The organism is Litorivivens sp. (assembly GCF_057445395.1).
In genome coordinates this window covers 51,361-70,715 of sequence record NZ_JBVBUV010000005.1, presented here as the reverse complement: position 1 = coordinate 70,715, position 19,355 = coordinate 51,361, and the positions used below count along the sequence as shown (strand labels likewise).

General features: G+C 55.9%; 21 protein-coding genes and 1 other RNA gene. 15 read left to right on the top strand and 7 right to left on the bottom strand.

Annotation, left to right across the window (positions count from 1 at the left end; all coding sequences use genetic code 11):
• Positions 1-6: 6 nt before the first annotated feature.
• Positions 7-1,086 (top strand): histidinol-phosphate transaminase, encoded by a 1,080-nt coding sequence (gene hisC, locus AC222A_RS03235; protein WP_372809613.1) that lies wholly within the window; start codon positions 7-9, stop codon positions 1,084-1,086.
• Positions 1,087-1,101: 15 nt separating this feature from the next.
• On the opposite strand, the gene AC222A_RS03230 is transcribed toward hisC, so the two are convergent.
• Positions 1,102-2,187 carry a trypsin-like peptidase domain-containing protein gene (locus AC222A_RS03230; RefSeq protein WP_372797391.1) on the bottom strand — a complete coding sequence of 362 codons (1,086 nt, stop codon included), beginning with the start codon at positions 2,185-2,187 and terminating at the stop codon, positions 1,102-1,104.
• 118 nt (positions 2,188-2,305) lie between these two features.
• Here AC222A_RS03230 and AC222A_RS03225 point away from each other — a divergent pair, with 118 nt between their 5' ends.
• Complete coding sequence (locus tag AC222A_RS03225) at positions 2,306-3,067, top strand: Nif3-like dinuclear metal center hexameric protein (RefSeq protein WP_486774629.1); 762 nt, start codon at positions 2,306-2,308, stop codon at positions 3,065-3,067.
• 7 nt (positions 3,068-3,074) lie between these two features.
• Here the strand turns inward: AC222A_RS03225 and AC222A_RS03220 are convergent, their stop codons facing one another.
• Entirely contained in the window at positions 3,075-3,545 is a 471-nt protein-coding gene (locus AC222A_RS03220) for a Z-ring associated ZapG family protein (protein ID WP_372809610.1), read from the bottom strand.
• 145 nt (positions 3,546-3,690) lie between these two features.
• Between AC222A_RS03220 and zapE the strand changes: the two genes are divergently transcribed.
• From zapE to AC222A_RS03185, 7 genes are all read left to right on the top strand, one after another.
• Entirely contained in the window at positions 3,691-4,797 is a 1,107-nt protein-coding gene (gene zapE / locus AC222A_RS03215) for a cell division protein ZapE (protein ID WP_372750259.1), read from the top strand.
• A 97-nt stretch (positions 4,798-4,894) separates the two neighbouring features.
• Positions 4,895-5,323 carry a 50S ribosomal protein L13 gene (gene rplM, locus AC222A_RS03210; protein WP_486774628.1) on the top strand — a complete coding sequence of 143 codons (429 nt, stop codon included), beginning with the start codon at positions 4,895-4,897 and terminating at the stop codon, positions 5,321-5,323.
• Positions 5,324-5,338: 15 nt separating this feature from the next.
• On the top strand, positions 5,339-5,731 hold the full coding sequence (gene rpsI / locus AC222A_RS03205) for a 30S ribosomal protein S9 (RefSeq protein ID WP_372750257.1): 393 nt from the start codon (positions 5,339-5,341) through the stop codon (positions 5,729-5,731).
• Between the two features lie 240 nt (positions 5,732-5,971).
• Entirely contained in the window at positions 5,972-6,571 is a 600-nt protein-coding gene (gene petA, locus AC222A_RS03200; protein ID WP_372759144.1) for a ubiquinol-cytochrome c reductase iron-sulfur subunit, read from the top strand.
• Positions 6,572-8,632: a ubiquinol-cytochrome c reductase gene (locus AC222A_RS03195; RefSeq protein ID WP_372763927.1), complete on the top strand. Its 2,061-nt coding sequence runs from the start codon at positions 6,572-6,574 to the stop codon at positions 8,630-8,632.
• A 74-nt stretch (positions 8,633-8,706) separates the two neighbouring features.
• Positions 8,707-9,354 carry a stringent starvation protein SspA gene (sspA, locus tag AC222A_RS03190; protein ID WP_372749259.1) on the top strand — a complete coding sequence of 216 codons (648 nt, stop codon included), beginning with the start codon at positions 8,707-8,709 and terminating at the stop codon, positions 9,352-9,354.
• Between the two features lie 17 nt (positions 9,355-9,371).
• Positions 9,372-9,770 (top strand): ClpXP protease specificity-enhancing factor, encoded by a 399-nt coding sequence (locus tag AC222A_RS03185; protein WP_372749258.1) that lies wholly within the window; start codon positions 9,372-9,374, stop codon positions 9,768-9,770.
• An 81-nt stretch (positions 9,771-9,851) separates the two neighbouring features.
• On the opposite strand, the gene AC222A_RS03180 is transcribed toward AC222A_RS03185, so the two are convergent.
• Genes AC222A_RS03180 through AC222A_RS03165 form a run of 4 tightly spaced genes read right to left on the bottom strand, consistent with a single transcriptional unit; the run spans position 9,852 to position 13,295 of the window.
• Positions 9,852-10,424 (bottom strand): BON domain-containing protein, encoded by a 573-nt coding sequence (locus AC222A_RS03180; RefSeq protein WP_372749257.1) that lies wholly within the window; start codon positions 10,422-10,424, stop codon positions 9,852-9,854.
• A gap of 1 nt (position 10,425) precedes the next feature.
• Entirely contained in the window at positions 10,426-11,016 is a 591-nt protein-coding gene (locus AC222A_RS03175; RefSeq protein ID WP_372749256.1) for an SIS domain-containing protein, read from the bottom strand.
• Positions 11,006-11,335, bottom strand: coding sequence for a YraN family protein (locus tag AC222A_RS03170; RefSeq protein WP_372749255.1), 330 nt, complete (start codon positions 11,333-11,335; stop codon positions 11,006-11,008). Before AC222A_RS03170 ends, AC222A_RS03175 begins: the two co-directional genes overlap by 11 nt.
• Complete coding sequence (locus AC222A_RS03165) at positions 11,277-13,295, bottom strand: penicillin-binding protein activator (RefSeq protein WP_486774627.1); 2,019 nt, start codon at positions 13,293-13,295, stop codon at positions 11,277-11,279. Before AC222A_RS03165 ends, AC222A_RS03170 begins: the two co-directional genes overlap by 59 nt.
• Positions 13,296-13,358: 63 nt before the next feature.
• Here AC222A_RS03165 and rsmI point away from each other — a divergent pair, with 63 nt between their 5' ends.
• Positions 13,359-14,198, top strand: a complete 840-nt coding sequence (gene rsmI, locus AC222A_RS03160) for a 16S rRNA (cytidine(1402)-2'-O)-methyltransferase (RefSeq protein ID WP_372758470.1) — start codon at positions 13,359-13,361, stop codon at positions 14,196-14,198.
• On the opposite strand, the gene AC222A_RS03155 is transcribed toward rsmI, so the two are convergent.
• Positions 14,186-15,220 (bottom strand): Gfo/Idh/MocA family protein, encoded by a 1,035-nt coding sequence (locus tag AC222A_RS03155; RefSeq protein ID WP_486774626.1) that lies wholly within the window; start codon positions 15,218-15,220, stop codon positions 14,186-14,188. The genes rsmI and AC222A_RS03155 overlap by 13 nt on opposite strands.
• A gap of 79 nt (positions 15,221-15,299) precedes the next feature.
• Between AC222A_RS03155 and rnpB the strand changes: the two genes are divergently transcribed.
• The 5 genes from rnpB (at position 15,300) to AC222A_RS03130 (ending at position 19,354) form a co-directional block, all read left to right on the top strand.
• Positions 15,300-15,653, top strand: an RNA gene (gene rnpB / locus AC222A_RS03150) — RNase P RNA component class A.
• A gap of 296 nt (positions 15,654-15,949) precedes the next feature.
• Positions 15,950-16,393 carry a division/cell wall cluster transcriptional repressor MraZ gene (gene mraZ, locus AC222A_RS03145; protein ID WP_372749502.1) on the top strand — a complete coding sequence of 148 codons (444 nt, stop codon included), beginning with the start codon at positions 15,950-15,952 and terminating at the stop codon, positions 16,391-16,393.
• A 9-nt stretch (positions 16,394-16,402) separates the two neighbouring features.
• Positions 16,403-17,326, top strand: a complete 924-nt coding sequence (gene rsmH, locus AC222A_RS03140) for a 16S rRNA (cytosine(1402)-N(4))-methyltransferase RsmH (RefSeq protein ID WP_372749501.1) — start codon at positions 16,403-16,405, stop codon at positions 17,324-17,326.
• Between the two features lie 23 nt (positions 17,327-17,349).
• Positions 17,350-17,631 (top strand): cell division protein FtsL, encoded by a 282-nt coding sequence (gene ftsL, locus AC222A_RS03135; protein ID WP_372749500.1) that lies wholly within the window; start codon positions 17,350-17,352, stop codon positions 17,629-17,631.
• A complete protein-coding gene (locus AC222A_RS03130) occupies positions 17,615-19,354 on the top strand; it encodes a peptidoglycan D,D-transpeptidase FtsI family protein (protein WP_372764774.1) in 1,740 nt (579 codons plus the stop codon). The genes ftsL and AC222A_RS03130 overlap by 17 nt, the downstream gene beginning before the upstream one ends.
• The last annotated feature ends 1 nt before the right edge of the window (position 19,355 follow it).

Below are 19,355 nucleotides of genomic sequence, written 5' to 3'. Positions count from 1 at the left end.
ATACCTATGAAAGACAGACAATCCCTGGTGAAGCAGTGGGTGCGGCCGGAAATTCAGGCGCTGCAGGCCTATCATGTGCCGGCAGCTGACGGACTGGTCAAGCTCGACGCTATGGAAAACCCCTATAGCTGGCCAGAGGCGATGGTGGCTGACTGGCAGCAGCGGCTGCAGGGGGCCGCGCTAAATCGTTACCCAGATGCGGCCGCGGTATCGCTCAAGGCAAGGTTGCGCGAAGTGATGGGTGTGGCGGACGAGCAGGATATTTTGCTGGGTAACGGTTCCGACGAAATCATCCAGTTGCTGGCGATGGCTGTGGCTGAGCAGGGACGCAGTGTGTTGGCGCCGGAGCCCGGATTTGTCATGTACCGGATGATTGCGACGTTTACGGGGATGCAGTACTGCGGGGTGCCACTGGACGAGGATTTCGATCTCGATCTGCCAGCCATGCTCGCGGCAATTGAACGTGAGCAGCCGGCTCTGGTGTTTCTCGCGCTGCCGAATAATCCGACGGGGAACCTGTTCAGTGCCGACAAGGTTAAGGCCGTTATTGAAGCCAGTCCTGGGCTGGTGGTACTGGACGAAGCCTATACGGCGTTTACCGATAGGGACCATCTGAGTTATCTGCACTATCCCAATGTGCTGGTGATGCGCACATTATCCAAAGTTGGCTTGGCGGGGTTGCGTCTGGGCATTCTGATTGGTGGTCGTGAGTGGCTTACTGAGCTGGACAAGCTGCGGCTGCCCTACAATATCAATGTGCTGACTCAGCTGAGTGCCGAGTTTGCGCTGGATCACTTTTCCGTGCTGACCGATCAAACCCAAACTATTCGCCGCGAGCGTGCCGTGCTGTTTGAGGCATTGGCGGCGATGCCGGGGGTGGAAGTGTGGCCCAGTGAAGCCAACTTTATTTTGCTGCGCTGCGATGAAGCGCGCGCGATTCACGCCCGCATGAAAGCCGCAGGCGTGTTGGTGAAATGCCTCGATGGGGCTCATCCCATGCTGGAAAACTGTTTGCGCTTTACCGTGGGAACCCCTGAGGAAAATCAGCGTATGCTGGGGGCCTTCACCGAAGCGCTCGCCCCTTAGGGCGACCCGAAGGCTTCAGCCCGCGCTGGTCGGCATGGGGCGGATGCTCACTTCAATGTCGAGCGATCGGCGCTGACCGTTGCGGCCCATTTCCACGGAAACGATATCTCCCGGTCGTGTGGTCGCGATCTCATTCATCCCTGCATGACCGTCACCCACGGACTTACCGTTGATTGCGTAGATAATATCCCCCACTTGCAAGCCAGCTTTAGCCGCCGGGCCGCCGGGCATCAGTGCGCTGATGACCACGCCTTCGGTCTGCGGAGCGACCGATTTCACTTCCAGTCCAAGCCAGCCGCGTACCGGACGACCGTATTCAATAATGTCGCTCATGGTGCGCAGAGCGAGATCGACCGGTATTGCCAGGCCAATGCCGGTTGAGCCGCCGCTCTGGGTGTAAATGGCCGTATTGATGCCGATGAGCTGACCGCGGTGGTCCACTAGCGCGCCGCCGGAATTGCCGGGATTGATAGCCGCATCGGTCTGGATGAAGTTCTCGTAGCTGCTCAGCCCCAGGCCGTAGCGACCCTTGGCGCTGACAATGCCCTGTGACATGGATTGCCCAAAACCGTAGGGATTGCCGATGGCAAGTACGATATCGCCCACTCTTGTGGTGCGGTTGTCGCCCAGCGGGATAGGCTGGAGCTGGTCGAGTTCAATTTTCAACACCGCCAGATCGGTTTCCGGGTCGCCGCCAATCAGGCGGGCAATGGCTTGTCGGCCGTCTTGTAGTAACACCAGAATTTCGTCGGCGCCTTGTATCACGTGCAGATTGGTCAGCAGGTAGCCACGCTCAGATACAATCACACCCGAGCCGAGGCTGCGCTCAACCTTTTCGCGTTCAGCCGGATTTCCCCGGCGGAAAAAGTGCCGCAAGATTGGGTCGTCGAAAACCGTTGGGCGCTGCTCACGCACCAATTTACTGGTGTAAATGTTGACGACGGCGGGGGCCGCGCGGGTAAATGCCTCTGCGTAACCCGGTGCAGTGCTGGTGGTGGCTTGCGGTGCGGCAGGCGCCGATTTCTGTGCGACCAGAATTACCAGGCCGGTTATCAGCCCGGCAATCACCGGCCATAACAGCCAGCGTAACGATTGAGACATCCCTTTATCCTTGGCAGAGTTGGCCCCTCGGGCGGAGCATCGCGGTAGAATGCGATCAGCGCCGCCGTTTATAAAGCGGGAGGCCTCTATTGTGTCACAGTTGTCAGGGAAACGAAGTATGGGTGTTGCGCTCTCGGAGCTGGTTGCGGCTGCCAATGCATTGCTTGAGCCGGAAAACTTTCAGGATTATTGTCCTAACGGATTGCAGGTCGAGGGCAAACCTCAGGTCAAGCGCCTGGTCAGCGGCGTGACGGCGTCCCAGCGTCTGCTGGACGCGGCCGTGGCCCGGGAAGCCGATGCCATTTTTGTCCATCACGGCTATTTCTGGCGCGGTGAGGAGCCGGTGTTAACGGGTATGAAAGGTCGCCGAATACGTACGCTCATCCAGAACGACATCAGCCTTCTTGCCTACCATTTGCCGTTGGATGCGCACCCGACGCTGGGCAACAATGCCCAGCTTGCAGCGAAGTTGGGCTTGCAGGTGCGCGGTGGATTGCAGCCGGGCAGTGCTCACCCGGTGGGTAACCATGGTGAATTGCCGGGTCAGCAAAGTGCGCAGGCGTTTGCAGCGCATGTTGCCGCTGTGCTGGGTCGCGACGTGTTGTTGGAGGCTGTGGGGGGGCGTCCTGTGAGGCGGGTTGCCTGGTGTACTGGCGGAGCGCAGGGCTATCTGGCGCAGGCAGCGGCCTTGGGTGTGGACTGCTACCTGACCGGTGAGGTGTCAGAGCAGACCATTCATGAGGCACGGGAGCTGGGCATTCATTTTATTGCCGCAGGGCACCATGCGACTGAGCGCTACGGCGCCGGCGCGGTGGCCGGTCACCTTGCCGAGCGCTTTGGTATTGAGCACGAGTTTATCGATATTGATAACCCGGCCTGAAGGCCGCTTACAGGCCGCTGGGAGCGGTTACCGTTTCTTCTGATTTTTTGTTGGATTTGTCCAATCCATAAGATTCGTCCAGCGCACCTTTGTAGCCGGGTGAGCGCGGCGCGTAGTCCAGTGGCTGTTCGGCTGGGCGCGCCAGTGGTTCGCCCTGGATGACCGGGCGGTCCTCGGGTAGCGACTGCAGCGGGCTGATGCCGTGGCTGGTGAGTTCGCCGGCACTTTTGGCGAGATGGTTGTGTACGTCGCGATAGCTTTCGGTCATCTGGTTCAGCAGTTCAGCAGTTTGATTGAAATGCTGGTTTACCTGCTCCTGATAATCCTGTTGTTGGCGTTGCAGCTTCTGAATATGAGATTCCAGTGCCTTGCGGCTCTGGTGGGAGGGTGACAGCTTGTTCACCAGCCAGGCGCCAGCGGCGAGGCCTGCAATCAGGGCCAGAAAAGCGATCAGGGCTACAGTCTGGGTTTCGTACACAGCTTACTCCACTTGCGGATATCTATGGTCGCAGTATAACGGCTGGCGAAGATGGCGGCAGTAGTCAGGCGACAAAAATTGCGAAATGGGCCGGCTATCGTTAAAGTTGCGCCCTCTTTGGCGATCGCATGTGTGAGAATCTGACATGCCTACACCCCTGGAGCGTTATCAAGCCGATCTTCAGCGGCCGGATTTTACGCCCGATACAGCACAGCAGCAGGCTGTAGAAAGCCTGCAGCGCCTCTATGATGAGTTAGTGGAGCTGGAGCAGACTCAGCGCGCTGCCAGTCTGGTGCAGCGCCTGCTCGGCCGGTTTATCGGTGAGGAGCGCGAGCCCGTAAAGGGGCTTTATTTCTGGGGTGGCGTTGGTCGCGGCAAAACGTATCTGATGGACACCTTTTATGAGTGCCTGCCGTTTGAGCGCAAAATGCGGGCGCACTTCCATCGCTTCATGCGGCGTATCCACGGTGACCTCAAGGAGCTCGCCGGGGAGAAAAACCCGCTGGTAGTGATTGCGGAGCGCATTTCGCGTGAAGCGCGGGTGATTTGTTTTGACGAATTTTTTGTCTCTGATATCACCGATGCCATGATTCTGGCGGGCTTGTTTGAAGAGCTCTTTGCGCGCGGTGTCGTGCTGGTAGCGACGTCAAATATCGTCCCCGAAGAGCTTTACAAGGATGGTCTGCAGCGGGCGCGTTTTCTGCCGGCAATCGACCTGATCAAGGCGAATACGAAGGTGATCAATGTGGATGGTGGTGTAGACTACCGTTTGCGAACGCTGGAGCAGGCGGAGCTTTATCATTCGCCTCTGGATGCGCAGGCCGATATCGGCTTGGAGGATTCCTTCCGCAAGTTGTCGCCTGAGCCGGGGCTGGCCAATGTGGCGCTTGATGTCGAAGGGCGGCCTATCACTGCCCGTTACGTGGCGGACGATGTTGTCTGGTTTGACTTTAAGGCGTTGTGTGACGGCCCGCGGAGTCAAAACGACTATATTGAGCTGGCGCGGATATACCACGCGGTGTTGGTCAGTGATATTCCGCAGATGAGCAGCAAGAATGACGACCAGGCCCGGCGCTTTATAAATATGGTCGATGAGTTTTACGACCGGCACGTCAAGCTGGTATTGTCGGCGGCTGTGCCGTTGGAACAGTTATATGCTGGCGGACGCTTGGATTTTGAGTTTCAGCGCACGGTCAGTCGGCTGTTGGAAATGCAGTCTCACGACTATTTGGCGCGCGAGCACAGGCCGTGAAAATCGTTTGAACTAGGCGATTAAATGCTTGAAATGGCAGGGGCGGTTCTGTAGTATTCGCGCTCTTTCTTACGTACGAGCCTTTGGGGCAGGATTGATGAAAACCTATAGTGCAAACCCTGACGCTGTGAAGCGTGACTGGTATGTGGTTGATGCCGAAGGAAAAACTTTGGGGCGTCTGGCCAGCGAAATCGCACATCGCCTGCGTGGCAAACACAAGCCAGAATACACACCGCACGTTGACACCGGTGATTACATCGTTGTGGTCAATTGTGAAAAGGTGGCGGTTACCGGTAATAAATCTACCGACAAGATGTATCATCACCACAGCGGTTACCCGGGTGGCTTGAAGTCTTTCAGCTTTGAGAAGCTGATCGAGCGTGCCCCTGAGCGTGTTCTGCAGCGCGCCGTTAAAGGCATGCTGCCGCGTAACCCGCTGGGTCGTGCCAGGTTCAAGAAACTGAAAGTGTACGCTGGTGATGCACATCCTCACGCAGCGCAACAGCCGCAAGAACTCAAGATCTAATCGGACACTAAGCCTATGTCAGCTACGCAATACTACGGAACCGGTCGTCGCAAAACTTCCACGGCTCGCGTTTTCCTGTCTCAGGGAACCGGCGCGATCACAGTAAACAAGCGCCCTCTGGATCAATACTTTGGTCGTGAAGTTGCGCGCATGATTGTGCGTCAGCCGCTTGAGCTGGTTGAAATGACTGAGAAGTTTGATATCAACGTCACTGTTGCCGGTGGCGGCAGTTTCGGTCAGGCCGGTGCAATCCGTCACGGTATTACCCGTGCGCTGATGGACTACGATGAGAATCTTCGCAGCCCGCTGCGCAAAGCTGGCTATGTAACTCGCGATGCGCGTGAAGTGGAGCGGAAAAAGGTTGGTCTGCGCAAGGCGCGCAAGAAGCCTCAGTTCTCCAAGCGTTAATCGCACGGCAGATTTATCGGGAGAGGCCTTCTCTCCGGTGTCTTTCAAGCGCCCTGTGGAGCTATTTCGCAGGGCGTTTTTTTTGCGCCTTGCCGCGCTGCAGACGCCGGGTGGAGGGAGATTCGCCTTGTCACTCGGGGGCAATTTCTTTACTATTTGCCCCCATTTGAATTCTGACTCAGGTTTGCCTTTCCCATCCCTGAATCATCCTGGACTTTTCTGAGTAATGGGGGAAACGTCATGAGTAATGACGGAGTAAATACGGGGCGCCGACGCTTCCTGACCGCCGCTACATCGGTAGTGGGCGCGGCAGGCGTTGTTGGCGTTGCAGTTCCGTTTGTGGGTTCCTGGAATCCCAGCGCCAAGGCCGAGGCGGCCGGTGCGCCCGTTAAGGTTGATATCAGTAAGCTTGAACCTGGGCAGATGGTCGTCAAGGAATGGCGTGGTAAACCTGTCTATGTGATGCGCCGTACTGATGAGCAGGTGGCAGGTCTCGACAAGGTTGATGATTTGCTCAAAGATCCGCAATCGGCGAATCCCGCTCAGCAACCTGCTTATGTTGACCCGCAGGCGCGTTCAATCAAGCCAGAGATTCTGGTGCTGGTCGGTCTTTGTACCCACCTGGGCTGTGCGCCCAAAAAACGTTTTGAAGTTGGCGCTGCCGACCTTGGTGGCGATGCTTGGCAGGGCGGCTTTTTCTGCCCCTGTCACGGTTCCAAGTTTGACCTCGCTGGTCGCGTCTATAAGGGTGTTCCCGCCTCTGACAACCTGGTGGTGCCGCCCTACAGCTATGAAAGCGACAACGTATTGGTTATCGGCGTAGATCAGGAGGCGGCGTAAATGATTAACATGCTTATTGGTCTGCGTGACTGGGTTGACGATCGCCTGCCGATCATGCGTGCCTGGAACACCCATATGGGTCAGTACTACGCACCAAAAAACTTCAACTTCTGGTATTTCTTTGGTGTGTTGTCGCTGTTGGTGCTCGTTAACCAGCTGCTGACTGGCATCTGGCTCACCATGAGCTATACCCCCTCATCAGAAGAAGCCTTCCGCTCGGTCGAATACATCATGCGTGATGTCGACTTCGGCTGGATCATTCGTTACATGCACTCGACAGGCGCATCTGCGTTCTTCGTGGTGGTGTATCTGCACATGTTCCGCGGTCTGCTCTACGGCTCTTACAAGAAGCCGCGCGAGTTGGTGTGGGTGTTCGGTATGCTCATCTTCGTGGTACTGATGGCAGAAGCCTTCGTGGGGTATGTATTGCCCTGGGGGCAGATGTCTTACTGGGGTGCCCAGGTCATTATCTCGCTGTTTGGTGCAATTCCAGTGGTGGGTGAAGATATCGTACAGTGGGTGCGCGGTGACTACCTGATCTCTGGTATCACGCTGAATCGCTTCTTCGCTCTGCATGTGGTGGCCCTGCCGATCGTACTGCTGGCGCTGGTGGTATTGCACTTGCTGGCTCTGCACGAAGTGGGTTCCAACAACCCGGACGGCGTTGAGATCAAGAAGAACAAGGATTCCAATGGCAAGCCATTAGACGGTGTTGCTTTCCACCCGTACTACACGGTCCATGACCTGCAGGCGGTTGCGGTCTTCCTGTTCATCTTCTGCTCGATCATTTTCTTTATGCCGGAAATGGGTGGATTCTTTATTGAGTACGCCAACTTCGAGATTGCCAACAGCTTGAAGACCCCTGAGCACATTGCGCCAGTTTGGTACTTCACGCCGTTCTACTCCGTACTGCGCGCCGTTCCAGACAAGTTGCTGGGCTTTATCGCCTTTGCGGCGTCGGTGGCCATTCTGTTTGTGCTGCCCTGGCTCGATCGCAGCCCGGTGAAATCGATTCGCTACAAGGGTATGTTCAGTAAAGTGGCGCTGGTGTTGTTTGCGTCTTCTTTCATCATCCTGGGTTACCTGGGTGTGAAGGCGCCGACTGAAGGGCGCACACTGCTGGCGCAAATCTGTTCGGTGATCTACTTCCTGTTTTTCCTGGGTATGCCGATCTGGACGAGCATTGAAAAGACCAAGCCTGTGCCAGAGCGCGTTACCATGAATGGCGGTATGGGTTTCTGGCGATCTGTTGGTGCCTTTATCCTGATCATGGGGCTGGCGATCATCCCGATCAAAGCTGTAGGCGCCGAAAGCGCTTACGATTGTGGAACCATCCCCTGTGATCAGGTTGAGTTTGATGTAACCGATAAAGCGTCACTGCAAAGTGGCGCGCAGGTATACATGAACTACTGCATGGGGTGTCACGGTCTGCAGTATGCCCGTTACAAGCGCACCGCTGACGATCTGGGTATCCCGGTTGAAATGTTTGAAAACAACCTGAAGTTCAGTTCAGGTCACCTGATTGGTGATTTGATGGCAACGGCAATGTCGGAGGCTGACGGCAAGCAGTTTTTTGGCGCAGCGCCGCCCGATCTGACGCTGGTGGCGCGCTCGCGTAACCCGCAGTGGTTGTACACTTACCTGCGTAATTTCTATGAAGATGACAGCCGCCCCTATGGTGTGAACAACCGCGTATTCCCGGACGTGGGTATGCCGCATGTGCTGGAAAGCCTGCAAGGTTTGCAAACCTGTGCGCCTGGGCCAGTTAAAGACGACAATGGCGGTATTCTGCGCGACAAGCTCACCGGTGAGGATGTGCTGTTTGATGCCCAAGGCAATGCACTGAATCCCTGTGGCAGTTATACGCTGGTGCAGGAGGGGCAATTGACCCCGGCTGAGTTTGATAAAGCGGTATATGACCTGGTGAATTTCCTGGAGTATATCGGTGAGCCCATGCAAGCAGAGCGCAAGCATCTGGGTGTATATGTGTTACTCTTTATCGCACTGTTTTTTGTGTTCGCCTTCCTGCTGAACCGCGAATACTGGAAAGACGTGCACTGATTGCACGACGAATGTTGGCGACCGCTTAAGCGGTCGTCGCTGATGCTTTAATTTTTGTAATTGAGGAACGATAAATGGGGATTGTCGCCAAGCGATCAACCATGACTTTTTTTTCTGACCCGAGCAGCCACTACAGCCATCGGGTGCGCATCGTTCTGTGTGAAAAAGGGGTGACCGTCGACGTCGTTCAGGTCGACCCAGGCAATCTCCCCCAGGAAATTGCCGACATCAACCCCTACAACAGCCTGCCGACATTGGTAGACCGTGACCTGGCGCTCTATGAGTCCAAGGTTATGATGGAGTACCTGGATGAGCGCTTTCCTCATCCGCCCTTGCTGCCGGTTTATCCCGTGGCGCGCGGAGAGAGCCGTCAGTACATCTACCGCATTGAACGTGACTGGTGCTCACTGGCAGATCAGATTCTTGCCGGTGGTCAGCAAAAGTCGCTGGATAAAGCACGCAAGGAACTCAAGGACAACCTGCTGGCCATATCGCCACTGTTTGCCGAGAAGCCCTTTTTCATGAGTGACGAGTTTACCTTGGTAGACTGCTGCCTGGCCTCGATTCTGTGGCGTTTGCCGCTGATGGGCATTGAGATCCCTAACACCAAGCAGACCAAACCGTTGCTGGCCTATATGGAGCGCTTGTTCGAGCGTCCGTCGTTCAAGGAAAGCCTGTCAGAGCAAGAGCGGGAAATGGCTGGCGCCAGCGCAGTTCAATAAGCTTGTCTGATATGTCTATGTCCTCCAGCCGCCCGTATATGATACGGGCGATCTATGAATGGATTCTGGATAATTCTTGTACGCCTTATCTGCTGGTTAATGCTCGCAGTGAAGGGGTGGTTGTGCCTCAGGCCTATGTCCAGGACGGACAGATCGTTCTGAATGTGTCTGAAACCGCCGTTGTCGATCTGCAGATCGACAGCGACTTCGTCAGCTTTGGCGGTCGTTTTGGCGGCGTTGCCCAGGACGTCTGGGTGCCGATAGATGCGGTATTAGCGATATACGCCCGTGAAAACGGTCAAGGTATGATGTTTGAAGCCGAGGATTCTCCTCCGCCCGGTGGCGATGATGGCGGCTCGACGGAATCCAATGATGCATCAGAGCCCAAGCGGCCCAGCCTGAAAGTCGTCAAGTAGTATAAGGTCGCCAAGTCGCGTGATGATCACCTGGCGCGCCTAGCCCTTGGTCATTATTGGCGGCGCGCAGGTGCCACTGATTCACAGATACTCAAATACCCTTACTACCCGTTGTACCCCGTTGGTCTGTCGAACCAGTTCGGTGGCGATTTCTGCTTCGCTTGCACTAACAATTCCTAGTAGGTAGACCACGCCGTTCTCGGTTACCACCTGAATCCGGCCGGAATCGATTTTGTCGCTCAGGGCGAGTTTGCTTTTGACCTTGGTGCTTAGCCAGGAATCGTTGCTGCGTGCTAGAAAGGATATCTTGCCCGTTACGACCAGCTCATTGTGAACTCGACGCACGCGTTTGATGTGGGCGGCGGTTTCGGCGGCCAGCTTGCGTGAAGCTTCGGTGGGTACCTGGCCAACAAGTAGCAAAATCCCGTTATAACTCACCGCGTCAACCCGGGCATTTTCCAGGTCCGGGTGGGCGGCGCGAATATTGACCAGGGCTTTGGTTTCTATGATCTGGTCGTCAATCGCGGCGCCTAACGTCCGCTCACCGGGCTTTTCCTTAATCGGTCCATCGCTTGTAGCACTGATAATCGAGCTGCAGCCGCTGCCCAGCGTGAGGGTAGATATTAGTAATATTTGCAGGGTTTTGTTGCGCACGTTATGCCTCAGCTCCAAAAAGTTGCAGGTCTATAAGCTCGCACAGACAGTTTATGGCGAGAATATGTAACTCTGTTATGCGTGCCCGGTTATCGTGGGGTATGCAGATTTCGATGTCGTGGGTTGTCAGCAGGGCGTTCGCCTCATTGCCCTCGCTGTTGCACAGGGCAATCACCGTCATCTCCCGTTCGTGGGCTGCCTGCACGGCTTTCACTACGGCGGCTGAGCCGTTGCCCTGATAGCACACGAACGCGATGTCGCCGGGTTGCCCCAGTGCGAGAATCTGGCGGGAGTAGGTTTCCCCGTAAGCGGCGTCGCCGGTGATACCACCGATGGTGATTGCGTCGCTGGCGAGATTGATCGCCGGTAGGGCAGGGCGTTCGTACTGGAAGCGATTCAGTAGATTGCTGGCGAGGTAGTGAGCCTGCAGGGCGTTACTGGCGTCGCCACAGCAGAAGACTTTACCTTCTTGAAGCATACAGCCGACCATTGTTTCGGCGGCTTCTGTAATGCTGTCTGTAGTCGCTTCGATACAGCGCATGGAGGCGTCAATATGACGGTGAAAAATGTCGGCTACGTGTTCAGAAAGCATCGGGGTAAATATCCGTCGCGGTGAAAGCGGCTTTATACCAAGTATATTCCAGCTGGCTATTGTCGAGTGTTATAGCCAGCACGTCAAAGCGGCAGGGTTTTGTTTGTGCATCCGGGTTGGCGGTGAGGTAAAACTGCGCCGTTTTAAGCAGACGCTGTTGCTTGCGGCGGTCTACCGACATCGCAGCACCACCGTAGTGTTGATGCCTGCGGAAACGGACTTCGAAAAAGACAAGCTCCTGCCGATGATAGCCAATAAGGTCAATTTCGCCGAAGCGGCTGCGAAAATTGCGGCTGATAATCCGGACTTTCCGGGCCATCAGCCATTGTGCGGCCTGCTGTTCCAGGTGTTTGCCGGTCTGCGTAGGGCTGCTTGCCTTGAAGAGGCTTGGGCGTTTGATCATGGATATCCTTATCCAGTGTGCTGTCCGTTAGCGGTATGTTCTTGGCCAGGCCGTCTTCAAAAACGGCTAAGAGGAGCTGGCGTTCCACCTGTCCGGCATTGTTGAGCTGCAGGCTGCCTGTTGCCCCGTAGACTTTGCTGCTGTCGAGCTGCGCCATTTGCTGCAAGCGGGGATAGAGTCGGTAGGCGTCGACACCCAGCGCATACATGCGCTGGTAGTGTCGGCTGTGAGGCAGCTCTTTAAGAATCGCTTTCTTTTCGGCTGTTTCGTTGTTCAGCGACCAGGGCGAATCGACGAACTTTACGCCGTCGATATCACGGTCTCTGGACGGTGAAGGGATGCCGTTGTAAATATGGGAGGTCGCGTAGACCGGAATGTCCCCCGCATAGTGGAAGGCGAGCAGAGGTTTGATGGCGTAGGCTTCCTGTGGCCGCGCCACGAGGAAGATGAAGTCAAGATCACTGCGGCGGCGCGGTTGAAATTCGATGTTATTGCCGATTAACCAGGTCAGCTTTTGGGCGCGCTTTTCGCTGCGATCCAGCTGCATGGCGTCCTTGATAATCTGGGAGTAGTTGTTGGCTTTGGCGTTGAAGGCTGCCTGAGCAATAACCCGTCCGCCCTGCGCTTGCCATTCGGCACTGAAGGCCTGAGCGACGTTAAGCCCCCACTCGCTGTCGGGGGTGAGAATCATCGCGCGCTGAAAACCTTCACTGGTGGCGATTCGGGCAACCTGAATGGCTTCGTCCTCGGGAGCGAGGGCAAATTGATAAAAGTTGTTGGCTCCCTGATCGTCGGCCACCCGGTTGAGTGCTAAAACGGGAACCTCGAAGTGCTGCACCTGAGTGCGCAGGGCATCGACAACCTCTTTGCGCAGCGGGCCGATGACCAGCTGGGCACCATCCTGTACAGCCTGCTGATACAAAAGGTGTATCTGGTCGCCGTCGGCACAATCGTAGGCTTTGATATTGGGTGTCGGGTTGCCGCGCGAACGGGTTTGATAGTAGGTGGCCATGAAACCGTCGCGAATGGCTTTCCCTAGCGGCGCCAGTTGCCCGGAAAAGGGTAGGATCAGGGCTATCTGCTGGGGTTTTTCTGCGGCCATATCGCTGAGGTTGGCGAGCCCGCCAGGCAGCGCACCGGCGGCTGGGTGATTTGGCCAGCGTCGCAACCACGCGTTGAGTTGTCGTACCTGGGTGTCGATGTCGCCCTGATTGTCCTTGGCGATGGAGGCGAGTTCCACCCAGCCGAGGAAATCCCTGTTGCTGGCGTTCTGGTGGCTTTCGAGGAGCTCGCGGGTTGGCACGTAACTCAGTGAATGCCAGATGCCCTCGCGGTTGACTGCCTGCTGCTCTTCCGTCAACAGTGCATCAATGTATATGCGCTCCTGTGCCGCCGCCAGGTGCATGCCTTCCATCGCATAGAGCGACGCACGCAGCTGGCTTACCTGAAGCTGGCGGGGCAGATCTGACAGCAATACCATATCCTGCAGTTTTGGTTCGTTTAGGATTGACAGGGCTTCCTGGAATTTTCCCTGGTTGCGCAGGATGCGGGCGTAAAGGGACGCGTACTGAACCCGCAATTCTGCTGGCAGTACAGAGGCATCGATCGTCGCCAGGAGTTCTTCTGCTAGCGGTAATTGCAGCTCTCTTAGCAGCAGTTCCGCAGCTTTGAGCTGGTAATCCTGTTTCTGCGGTATCTCGTCGGTCGCTGCGGCACGCTCCAGCCACAGATTTACCTGTTCCCGTGGGCTGAGGTCTGCGGGGATGCTGGCGTCGACCTGGCGTTTGGGTTTGGCGGTGTCGGTCGTTGGTGCGCCGCTACAGGCTGCGAGCAGTAGCACCAGAACAAGGGCTGTGAGTCGATTAATGCTTGTCATGTCTTTTATGTCGCTGTTAGTCTGCCTGCGCAAATTTTTTCCCGCGCAAGTCTGGAGAGCAGGATGGCGGCGCCCGTGCTTTATATTGTGCCAACGCCCATTGGCAATCGACTGGATATGGTACCGCGAGCGGTGGACGTCCTACAATCGGTAGCCTTGATTGCGGCCGAAGATATGCGTCACAGCAAGCCCCTGCTCACACATTTCGATATTGATGTACCGATGCTTCCCTACCACGACCATAGCGACGAGCGGGTTGTGAGCCGGATTCTCTCTGTGCTTGGAGGTGGCGAAAGCGTGGCGTTGATCTCGGACGCCGGTACTCCCCTAATTTCTGATCCGGGTTACCGTATTGTTGATGCAGCGCACCGGGAAGGCTATTCGGTTGTGCCGGTGCCTGGCGCCTGTGCGGCTATCGCTGCGCTGAGTGCAGGGGGGTTGCCTTCAGATCGCTTCTGCTTTGAGGGGTTTCTTTCCTCAAAAGCTCAGGCGCGGCTGCAGCAGCTCCAGAGCTTGCAAGATGAGACCCGCACATTGATCTTTTATGAGGCTCCTCATCGCGTGCTGGACTCTGTCCGCGCCATGGCTGAGGTGTTTGGTGCTGAGCGAATGGCTGTGCTGGCCCGGGAACTGACCAAGATGCATGAAACCATTCGTCGGGCGCCGTTGGCTGAGTTGGCCGATTGGATAGCCGCTGATGCCAACCAGCAGCGGGGAGAATGCGTGGTGCTGGTGCAGGGTGCACCCGCCCAAGAGCAGGCGTTGGATGCTGAGGCTGCCCGAGTGCTGCAGATTCTGATGGCAGACTTACCGCTAAAACAGGCGGCCCAACTGGCTGCCAAAATCACCGGCTTGAAAAAGAATCTTCTCTATCAGGCCGGCCTTTCTCTTCAGTCAGACTGAGCACCGCGCAGCGGCATACCGGCCGCGCGATAGATTGAATCGATAAAGGTCATGTTTTCCAGGGCGTCGGACAGGTCGCTCTGGGTCTCCCCTGAGGCAATGCGTTCGGCAAACCGTTTAAGTTGTCCCGTGTAGCTGGCAGCACCGCTTACCTTTTCACGGGTGGTTTTTCCGTCGATGGTGGTTTTCAGTTGGTGATATATCTGCGGGGCTACGGGGTTGAGAACATATAGCTCACCCTTGCTGCCGCGGACCTTGGCACTTATGCGAAACAGGCGCCGAGACAGAAGGGAGTTTTCGATGACACCGGTGGTGCCGTTACCCCATTCAAACTCTACCCGCATGGCGCGGTCGACATTTTCGCGCAGCAGTTTCGCTTCGGCGCGCACAACCTTGGGCAGTACTTTTAGCGCTGGATCATCACTGGCGCTGGCCAGCAGACGGGCGATATTGCAGGTATAGGCTCCGACATCCATGGTGGCGCCGCCGCCCAGGGCATAGTTGAAACGTATGTCGTTAAGCATTGGCAGGGGAAAGCACATACCAACGTCAATGTGCTCAATACGACCTAAAGCTTTCACACGTTCGCACATTCGTTCTGCGAGCGGGTGGTAGCGATAGTGAAAGGCTTCCATCAGTACGCGTTGGTTGCGGTGTGCAGCGGCGGTCATTTGCCTGACTTCGTCGGCATTGCTGGCAATGGGTTTTTCGCACAGCACGTGCTTGCCGGCGTCCAACGCCCGAATTGTCCATTGGCAGTGCAGGGCATTGGGCAGCGGGTTGTAGATAGCGTCGATAGCCGGATCGTCAAGTAGCGCCTCGTAGGTTTCGTGGACCACTGCTATGCCATGTTTCTTTGCGTACTGGCGAGCGCGCTCTGGATCGCGGGCGGCAATGGCGTGCACCTTGATATGGGGTAGCGATTTAGCAGGTTGGATAAGGCCGAAGTAACCAATGCGGGCGGCGCCCAGCATGCCAATATTAAGCGTGGTGGTTGCGTTTTGCGCGGTGTTGGTGACCATGATGAGCCTCTTGAAATATTGTTATGCGGCCTAGCATAGAGGGCTTGCGCTCAAACTGGATACTGTATATTCTTACACCTGAGTCGGTCGGGCAGTCGCCGCCTGTTTTACGCAGGGGGAGGAAAGTCCGGGCTCCATAGGGCAGAGTGCCAGGTAACTCCTGGGGGGCGAGAGCCTACGGAAAGTGCAACAGAAAGGATACCGCCAGACTGCTTCCCGGTAGTCTGGTAAGGGTGAAAAGGTGCGGTAAGAGCGCACCGCGCGGCTGGTAACAGGCGTGGCGATGGTAAACCCCGCTCGGAGCAAGGCCAAATAGGAATCCATCGCTGCGGCCCGCAGTGGATTCGGGTAGGCTGCTTGAAGTCAGTGGTGACACTGACTCTAGATGAATGACTGTCCTCGACAGAACCCGGCTTACAGACCGACTCATTTTTATTTCCCGTCAGTAACTCCCCATTACCGCTCTCAGCAGGGCGGCTACGCCTATTCTTAAGACTTTACCTTAAGTGTCTCGCGCATCGGCTTGATTTTGGTCGAGAATGAGGTGGGGCTGCTTTGCAAGATGTAAACCGTTACCTGCATTTTTACCGCAACTTCTTGAGAAATAAAAGCATTTTCCCTCCGTTTAGCTTGACACTCCTCTCGCGTCGTCCCTATAGTGTGCAAAAGTGGTAAAAAGTGGATTTTAGTGGGAATAAGTGGTTAATAACTCCATAGGAGTGGGGAAACGTGTTCACCGGCAGCAACAATGTCACGATGGATTCAAAGGGGCGTCTGGCCATTCCGGCCAAGATTCGTGACGCCCTTGTGGAATCCTGTGGCGGCCGCATTGTGGTGACCGCACATACCGAAGATCGCTGTGTCCTGGTTTATCCCGAGCAGGAATGGGCTGAGCTCAAAGAAAAAATTGCTGCGCTTCCGAATATGAACGCCAAAGCCAGACGAATTCAGCGTCTGGTGCTCGGGTATGCCCAGCCTCTGGAGCTTGACGGCAATGGCCGAGTGCTGTTGCCGCAAACCTTGCGCGATTACGCGCAGCTTGAAAAGAAACTGATGTTGGTTGGGCAGAACAACAAACTGGAATTATGGAGTGAGGCGCTCTGGAACAGTTGGGTAGATGAAGATGATCCAGAGGGTGATGTACCTGATGCCGTTAACGCCCTGTCATTGTAGGTTGGGGCGATGAGCGAGCATGTGACCGTATTGCTAAAAGAGGCCGTGGAGGCTTTGGTGAGCGACAGTGCGGGTTTCTACATTGATGGAACATTTGGTCGCGGCGGGCACAGTCAGGCAATCCTTGGTGTGCTCGGTGAGGGTGGCAGGTTACTTGCTATCGACAAAGACCCCGCCGCCATAGCGGCGGGGCAGACACTGCAGGCGGCCGATGGTCGCCTGCTTTTGTATCGGGGTTCCTTCGCTGAACTGGACCATGCGCTTGCCGATCACGGGGTGACCGCGGCAGATGGCATTTTGCTGGACCTTGGCGTGTCTTCGCCGCAGTTGGACGATGCCGAGCGCGGCTTCAGTTTCAGCCGCGATGGCGACCTGGATATGCGGATGAACCCTGATGCGGGCCAGAGTGCCGCTCAGTGGTTGGCCGGGGTAGAAAAGGCGGAATTGGTACGCGTTCTGAAGGAATACGGTGAAGAGCGCTTTGCCAAACGTATTGCCGGGGCCATTGTTGCCGCGCGCGAAGAGCATCCAATTACACGCACTTTGCAATTGGCGAAAATCGTTACTGAGGCCAATCCCGCGTGGGAAAAACATAAACACCCGGCAACCCGAGCCTTTCAGGCTATTCGGATCGCCGTTAATGATGAATTGCGCGACCTGGAAGTCGCACTAAGCAAGGCGGTGGATTGCCTAGCGCCCGGAGGGCGGTTAGTGGTCATCAGTTTTCACTCGCTGGAAGACCGCATGGTCAAACAGTTTATGCGACGAGAAAGCCGGGGTGATGAGCCGCCTTCCTACATTCCGGTGCAGGACAGTGCGATTAGCAATCGCCGGTTAAAGCTCTTGGGCAAGGCGATCAAGCCGGGGGCTGACGAGTTGGCGCAGAATCCACGCGCGCGCAGTGCCGTTATGCGCGTGGCGGAAAAACGATAGTAATTACTCAAAAGGGGTTGCGAGTGGCTAAACAGGGGTTTGTTGCGGGGCTGATAATGCTGATCGTTTTGTCAGCACTGTCTGTCGTGTACAGCTCCCATCAGTCGCGCCAACTGTTTAATGAATGGCAGTTATTGCAAAAAGAAGCCTACCGGCTAGATGAAGATTGGGGGCGCCTGCTGCTCGAGCACAGTACCTGGGCAGCCCACGACCGAGTTGAACGATTGGCCAGTGAGCGTTTGATGATGACGCCACCGGTAAATGAAGCACTGCAGTTGGTGAAAGTGAATGCCAAAGAGGACTAAGCAAACAGTACAGCTTGTTCCCATCTGGCGCTTTATGGTGATGGCGCTGGGTTTGCTGTCGCTTGCGATTTTATTGGTGTGGCGAACCCTGAATCTGCAGATTCTGGATGCCGATCGAGGTCGTGAGTTTTTGCAGGGGCAGGGTAACGCCCGAACCATCCGCAGCGAAAGTATTCCTGCACATCGCGGCATGATCGTTGATCGCCACGGTGAGCCGCTAGCGGTAAGTACTCCGGTGGCCTCAATCTGGGCAGACCCAAAGGAATTGATCCAGGCAATGGGGCGAGTGCCAGAGCTGGCGCGTTTGCTTGAGTTGGATTCGGCTTCTCTCAATAAGAAAATCAGCAGCCTATCGTCGCGCCGTTTTGTCTATTTGCGGCGACATATGTCACCGGCTGCTGCTGAACGTGTATTGTCGGCTTCAATTCCCGGCGTTTACATGCAGCGCGAATACCGTCGTTACTATCCAGCTGGCGAAGTGGTCTCCCATCTAGTGGGCTTTACCAACATCGACGATGAGGGGCAGGAAGGGCTGGAGCTCGCGTACAACGATTGGTTGCGGGGCACACCGGGCAGCAAGCGCGTTCTCAAAGATTTATACGGCAATTTCGTGCGTGATCTGGATGAAGGAAAACCAGCGCAGCCGGGTAACGATTTGCAACTGACCATCGATCTTCGGCTGCAGTATCTTGCATACAAGGAATTGAAGGCAGCATTGCAACGCAGCCGCGCCAAAGCGGGAACGTTGGTCATGCTCGACAGCGACAGCGGTGAAGTACTGGCGATGGTCAATCAGCCGGGCTTTAACCCCAATAACCGCATTGAAATGAAACTTGCTGCCATGCGCAATCGCGCCATGACTGACATGTTTGAGCCTGGCTCAACGGTTAAGCCTTTTACGGTTGTGGCGGCACTTGAAAGTGGTAAATTCTCAGCCGATTCGGTGATTGATACCAACCCCGGACATATACGTATTGGCTCAAAAACACTGGTTGATCCGGTTAACTACGGTACTTTGAGTCTGGAGCAGATGCTTAAAAAATCCAGTCAGGTGGGTATCAGCAAATTGTCGCTGGCGTTGAACGAACAGTGGGTCTGGGATGTGTTTCAGCGCATTGGGTTGGGGCGTTCTACAGGCACGGGCTTTCCCGGAGAAAGCAATGGCATTCTTCCCAATCATCCAAAATGGCTGCCGATCGAACGAGCAAACTTTGCGTTCGGCTACGGATTGTCTGTTACGACTTTGCAGCTCGCTCAAGCCTACGGCGTGCTTGCCAGTGGCGGTGTGTTGCGTCCGGTCAGCCTGATTCAGCAGGGGCGCAAGGGTGGTGAGCAGCGGGTAATGAATGAGGAGATTGCACGTTCCGTAACTCAGATGCTCGAGTCGGTTATTCGTCCTGGGGGCACAGGAACGCGCGCCCATATCGATGCCTATCGTGTGGCTGGCAAGACCGGCACGGTGCATAAGATCGTTGACGGCGGCTACGCGGATGATCGCTACCTGTCATTGTTTGTTGGTATGGCGCCGGCTTCTCGGCCGCGAGTGGTGACGGTCGTGACGATTGATGAGCCCGGCAGTGGTCGCTACTACGGCGGCGAAGCCGCAGCACCCGTATTTTCTCGAGTTACCGGAGAGGCAATGCGTCTGTTGAATATAGCGCCGGACGCGGTTGACGAAGTGATTGCAGATAAAGCGGCAAAAAAGAAACCGGGTTCAGCGTGAA

What these genes read in the sequence shown, in the direction of transcription:
- hisC (WP_372809613.1), top strand. Translation starts at nt 7, where the DNA reads ATGAAAGACAGACAATCCCTGGTGAAGCAGTGGGTGCGGCCGGAAATT.
- AC222A_RS03230 (WP_372797391.1), bottom strand. Translation starts at nt 2,187, where the DNA reads ATGTCTCAATCGTTACGCTGGCTGTTATGGCCGGTGATTGCCGGGCTG.
- AC222A_RS03225 (WP_486774629.1), top strand. Translation starts at nt 2,306, where the DNA reads ATGGGTGTTGCGCTCTCGGAGCTGGTTGCGGCTGCCAATGCATTGCTT.
- zapE (WP_372750259.1), top strand. Translation starts at nt 3,691, where the DNA reads ATGCCTACACCCCTGGAGCGTTATCAAGCCGATCTTCAGCGGCCGGAT.
- rplM (WP_486774628.1), top strand. Translation starts at nt 4,895, where the DNA reads ATGAAAACCTATAGTGCAAACCCTGACGCTGTGAAGCGTGACTGGTAT.
- rpsI (WP_372750257.1), top strand. Translation starts at nt 5,339, where the DNA reads ATGTCAGCTACGCAATACTACGGAACCGGTCGTCGCAAAACTTCCACG.
- petA (WP_372759144.1), top strand. Translation starts at nt 5,972, where the DNA reads ATGAGTAATGACGGAGTAAATACGGGGCGCCGACGCTTCCTGACCGCC.
- AC222A_RS03195 (WP_372763927.1), top strand. Translation starts at nt 6,572, where the DNA reads ATGATTAACATGCTTATTGGTCTGCGTGACTGGGTTGACGATCGCCTG.
- sspA (WP_372749259.1), top strand. Translation starts at nt 8,707, where the DNA reads ATGGGGATTGTCGCCAAGCGATCAACCATGACTTTTTTTTCTGACCCG.
- AC222A_RS03185 (WP_372749258.1), top strand. Translation starts at nt 9,372, where the DNA reads ATGTCCTCCAGCCGCCCGTATATGATACGGGCGATCTATGAATGGATT.
- AC222A_RS03175 (WP_372749256.1), bottom strand. Translation starts at nt 11,016, where the DNA reads ATGCTTTCTGAACACGTAGCCGACATTTTTCACCGTCATATTGACGCC.
- AC222A_RS03170 (WP_372749255.1), bottom strand. Translation starts at nt 11,335, where the DNA reads ATGGCCCGGAAAGTCCGGATTATCAGCCGCAATTTTCGCAGCCGCTTC.
- AC222A_RS03165 (WP_486774627.1), bottom strand. Translation starts at nt 13,295, where the DNA reads ATGACAAGCATTAATCGACTCACAGCCCTTGTTCTGGTGCTACTGCTC.
- rsmI (WP_372758470.1), top strand. Translation starts at nt 13,359, where the DNA reads ATGGCGGCGCCCGTGCTTTATATTGTGCCAACGCCCATTGGCAATCGA.
- AC222A_RS03155 (WP_486774626.1), bottom strand. Translation starts at nt 15,220, where the DNA reads ATGGTCACCAACACCGCGCAAAACGCAACCACCACGCTTAATATTGGC.
- rsmH (WP_372749501.1), top strand. Translation starts at nt 16,403, where the DNA reads ATGAGCGAGCATGTGACCGTATTGCTAAAAGAGGCCGTGGAGGCTTTG.
- AC222A_RS03130 (WP_372764774.1), top strand. Translation starts at nt 17,615, where the DNA reads ATGCCAAAGAGGACTAAGCAAACAGTACAGCTTGTTCCCATCTGGCGC.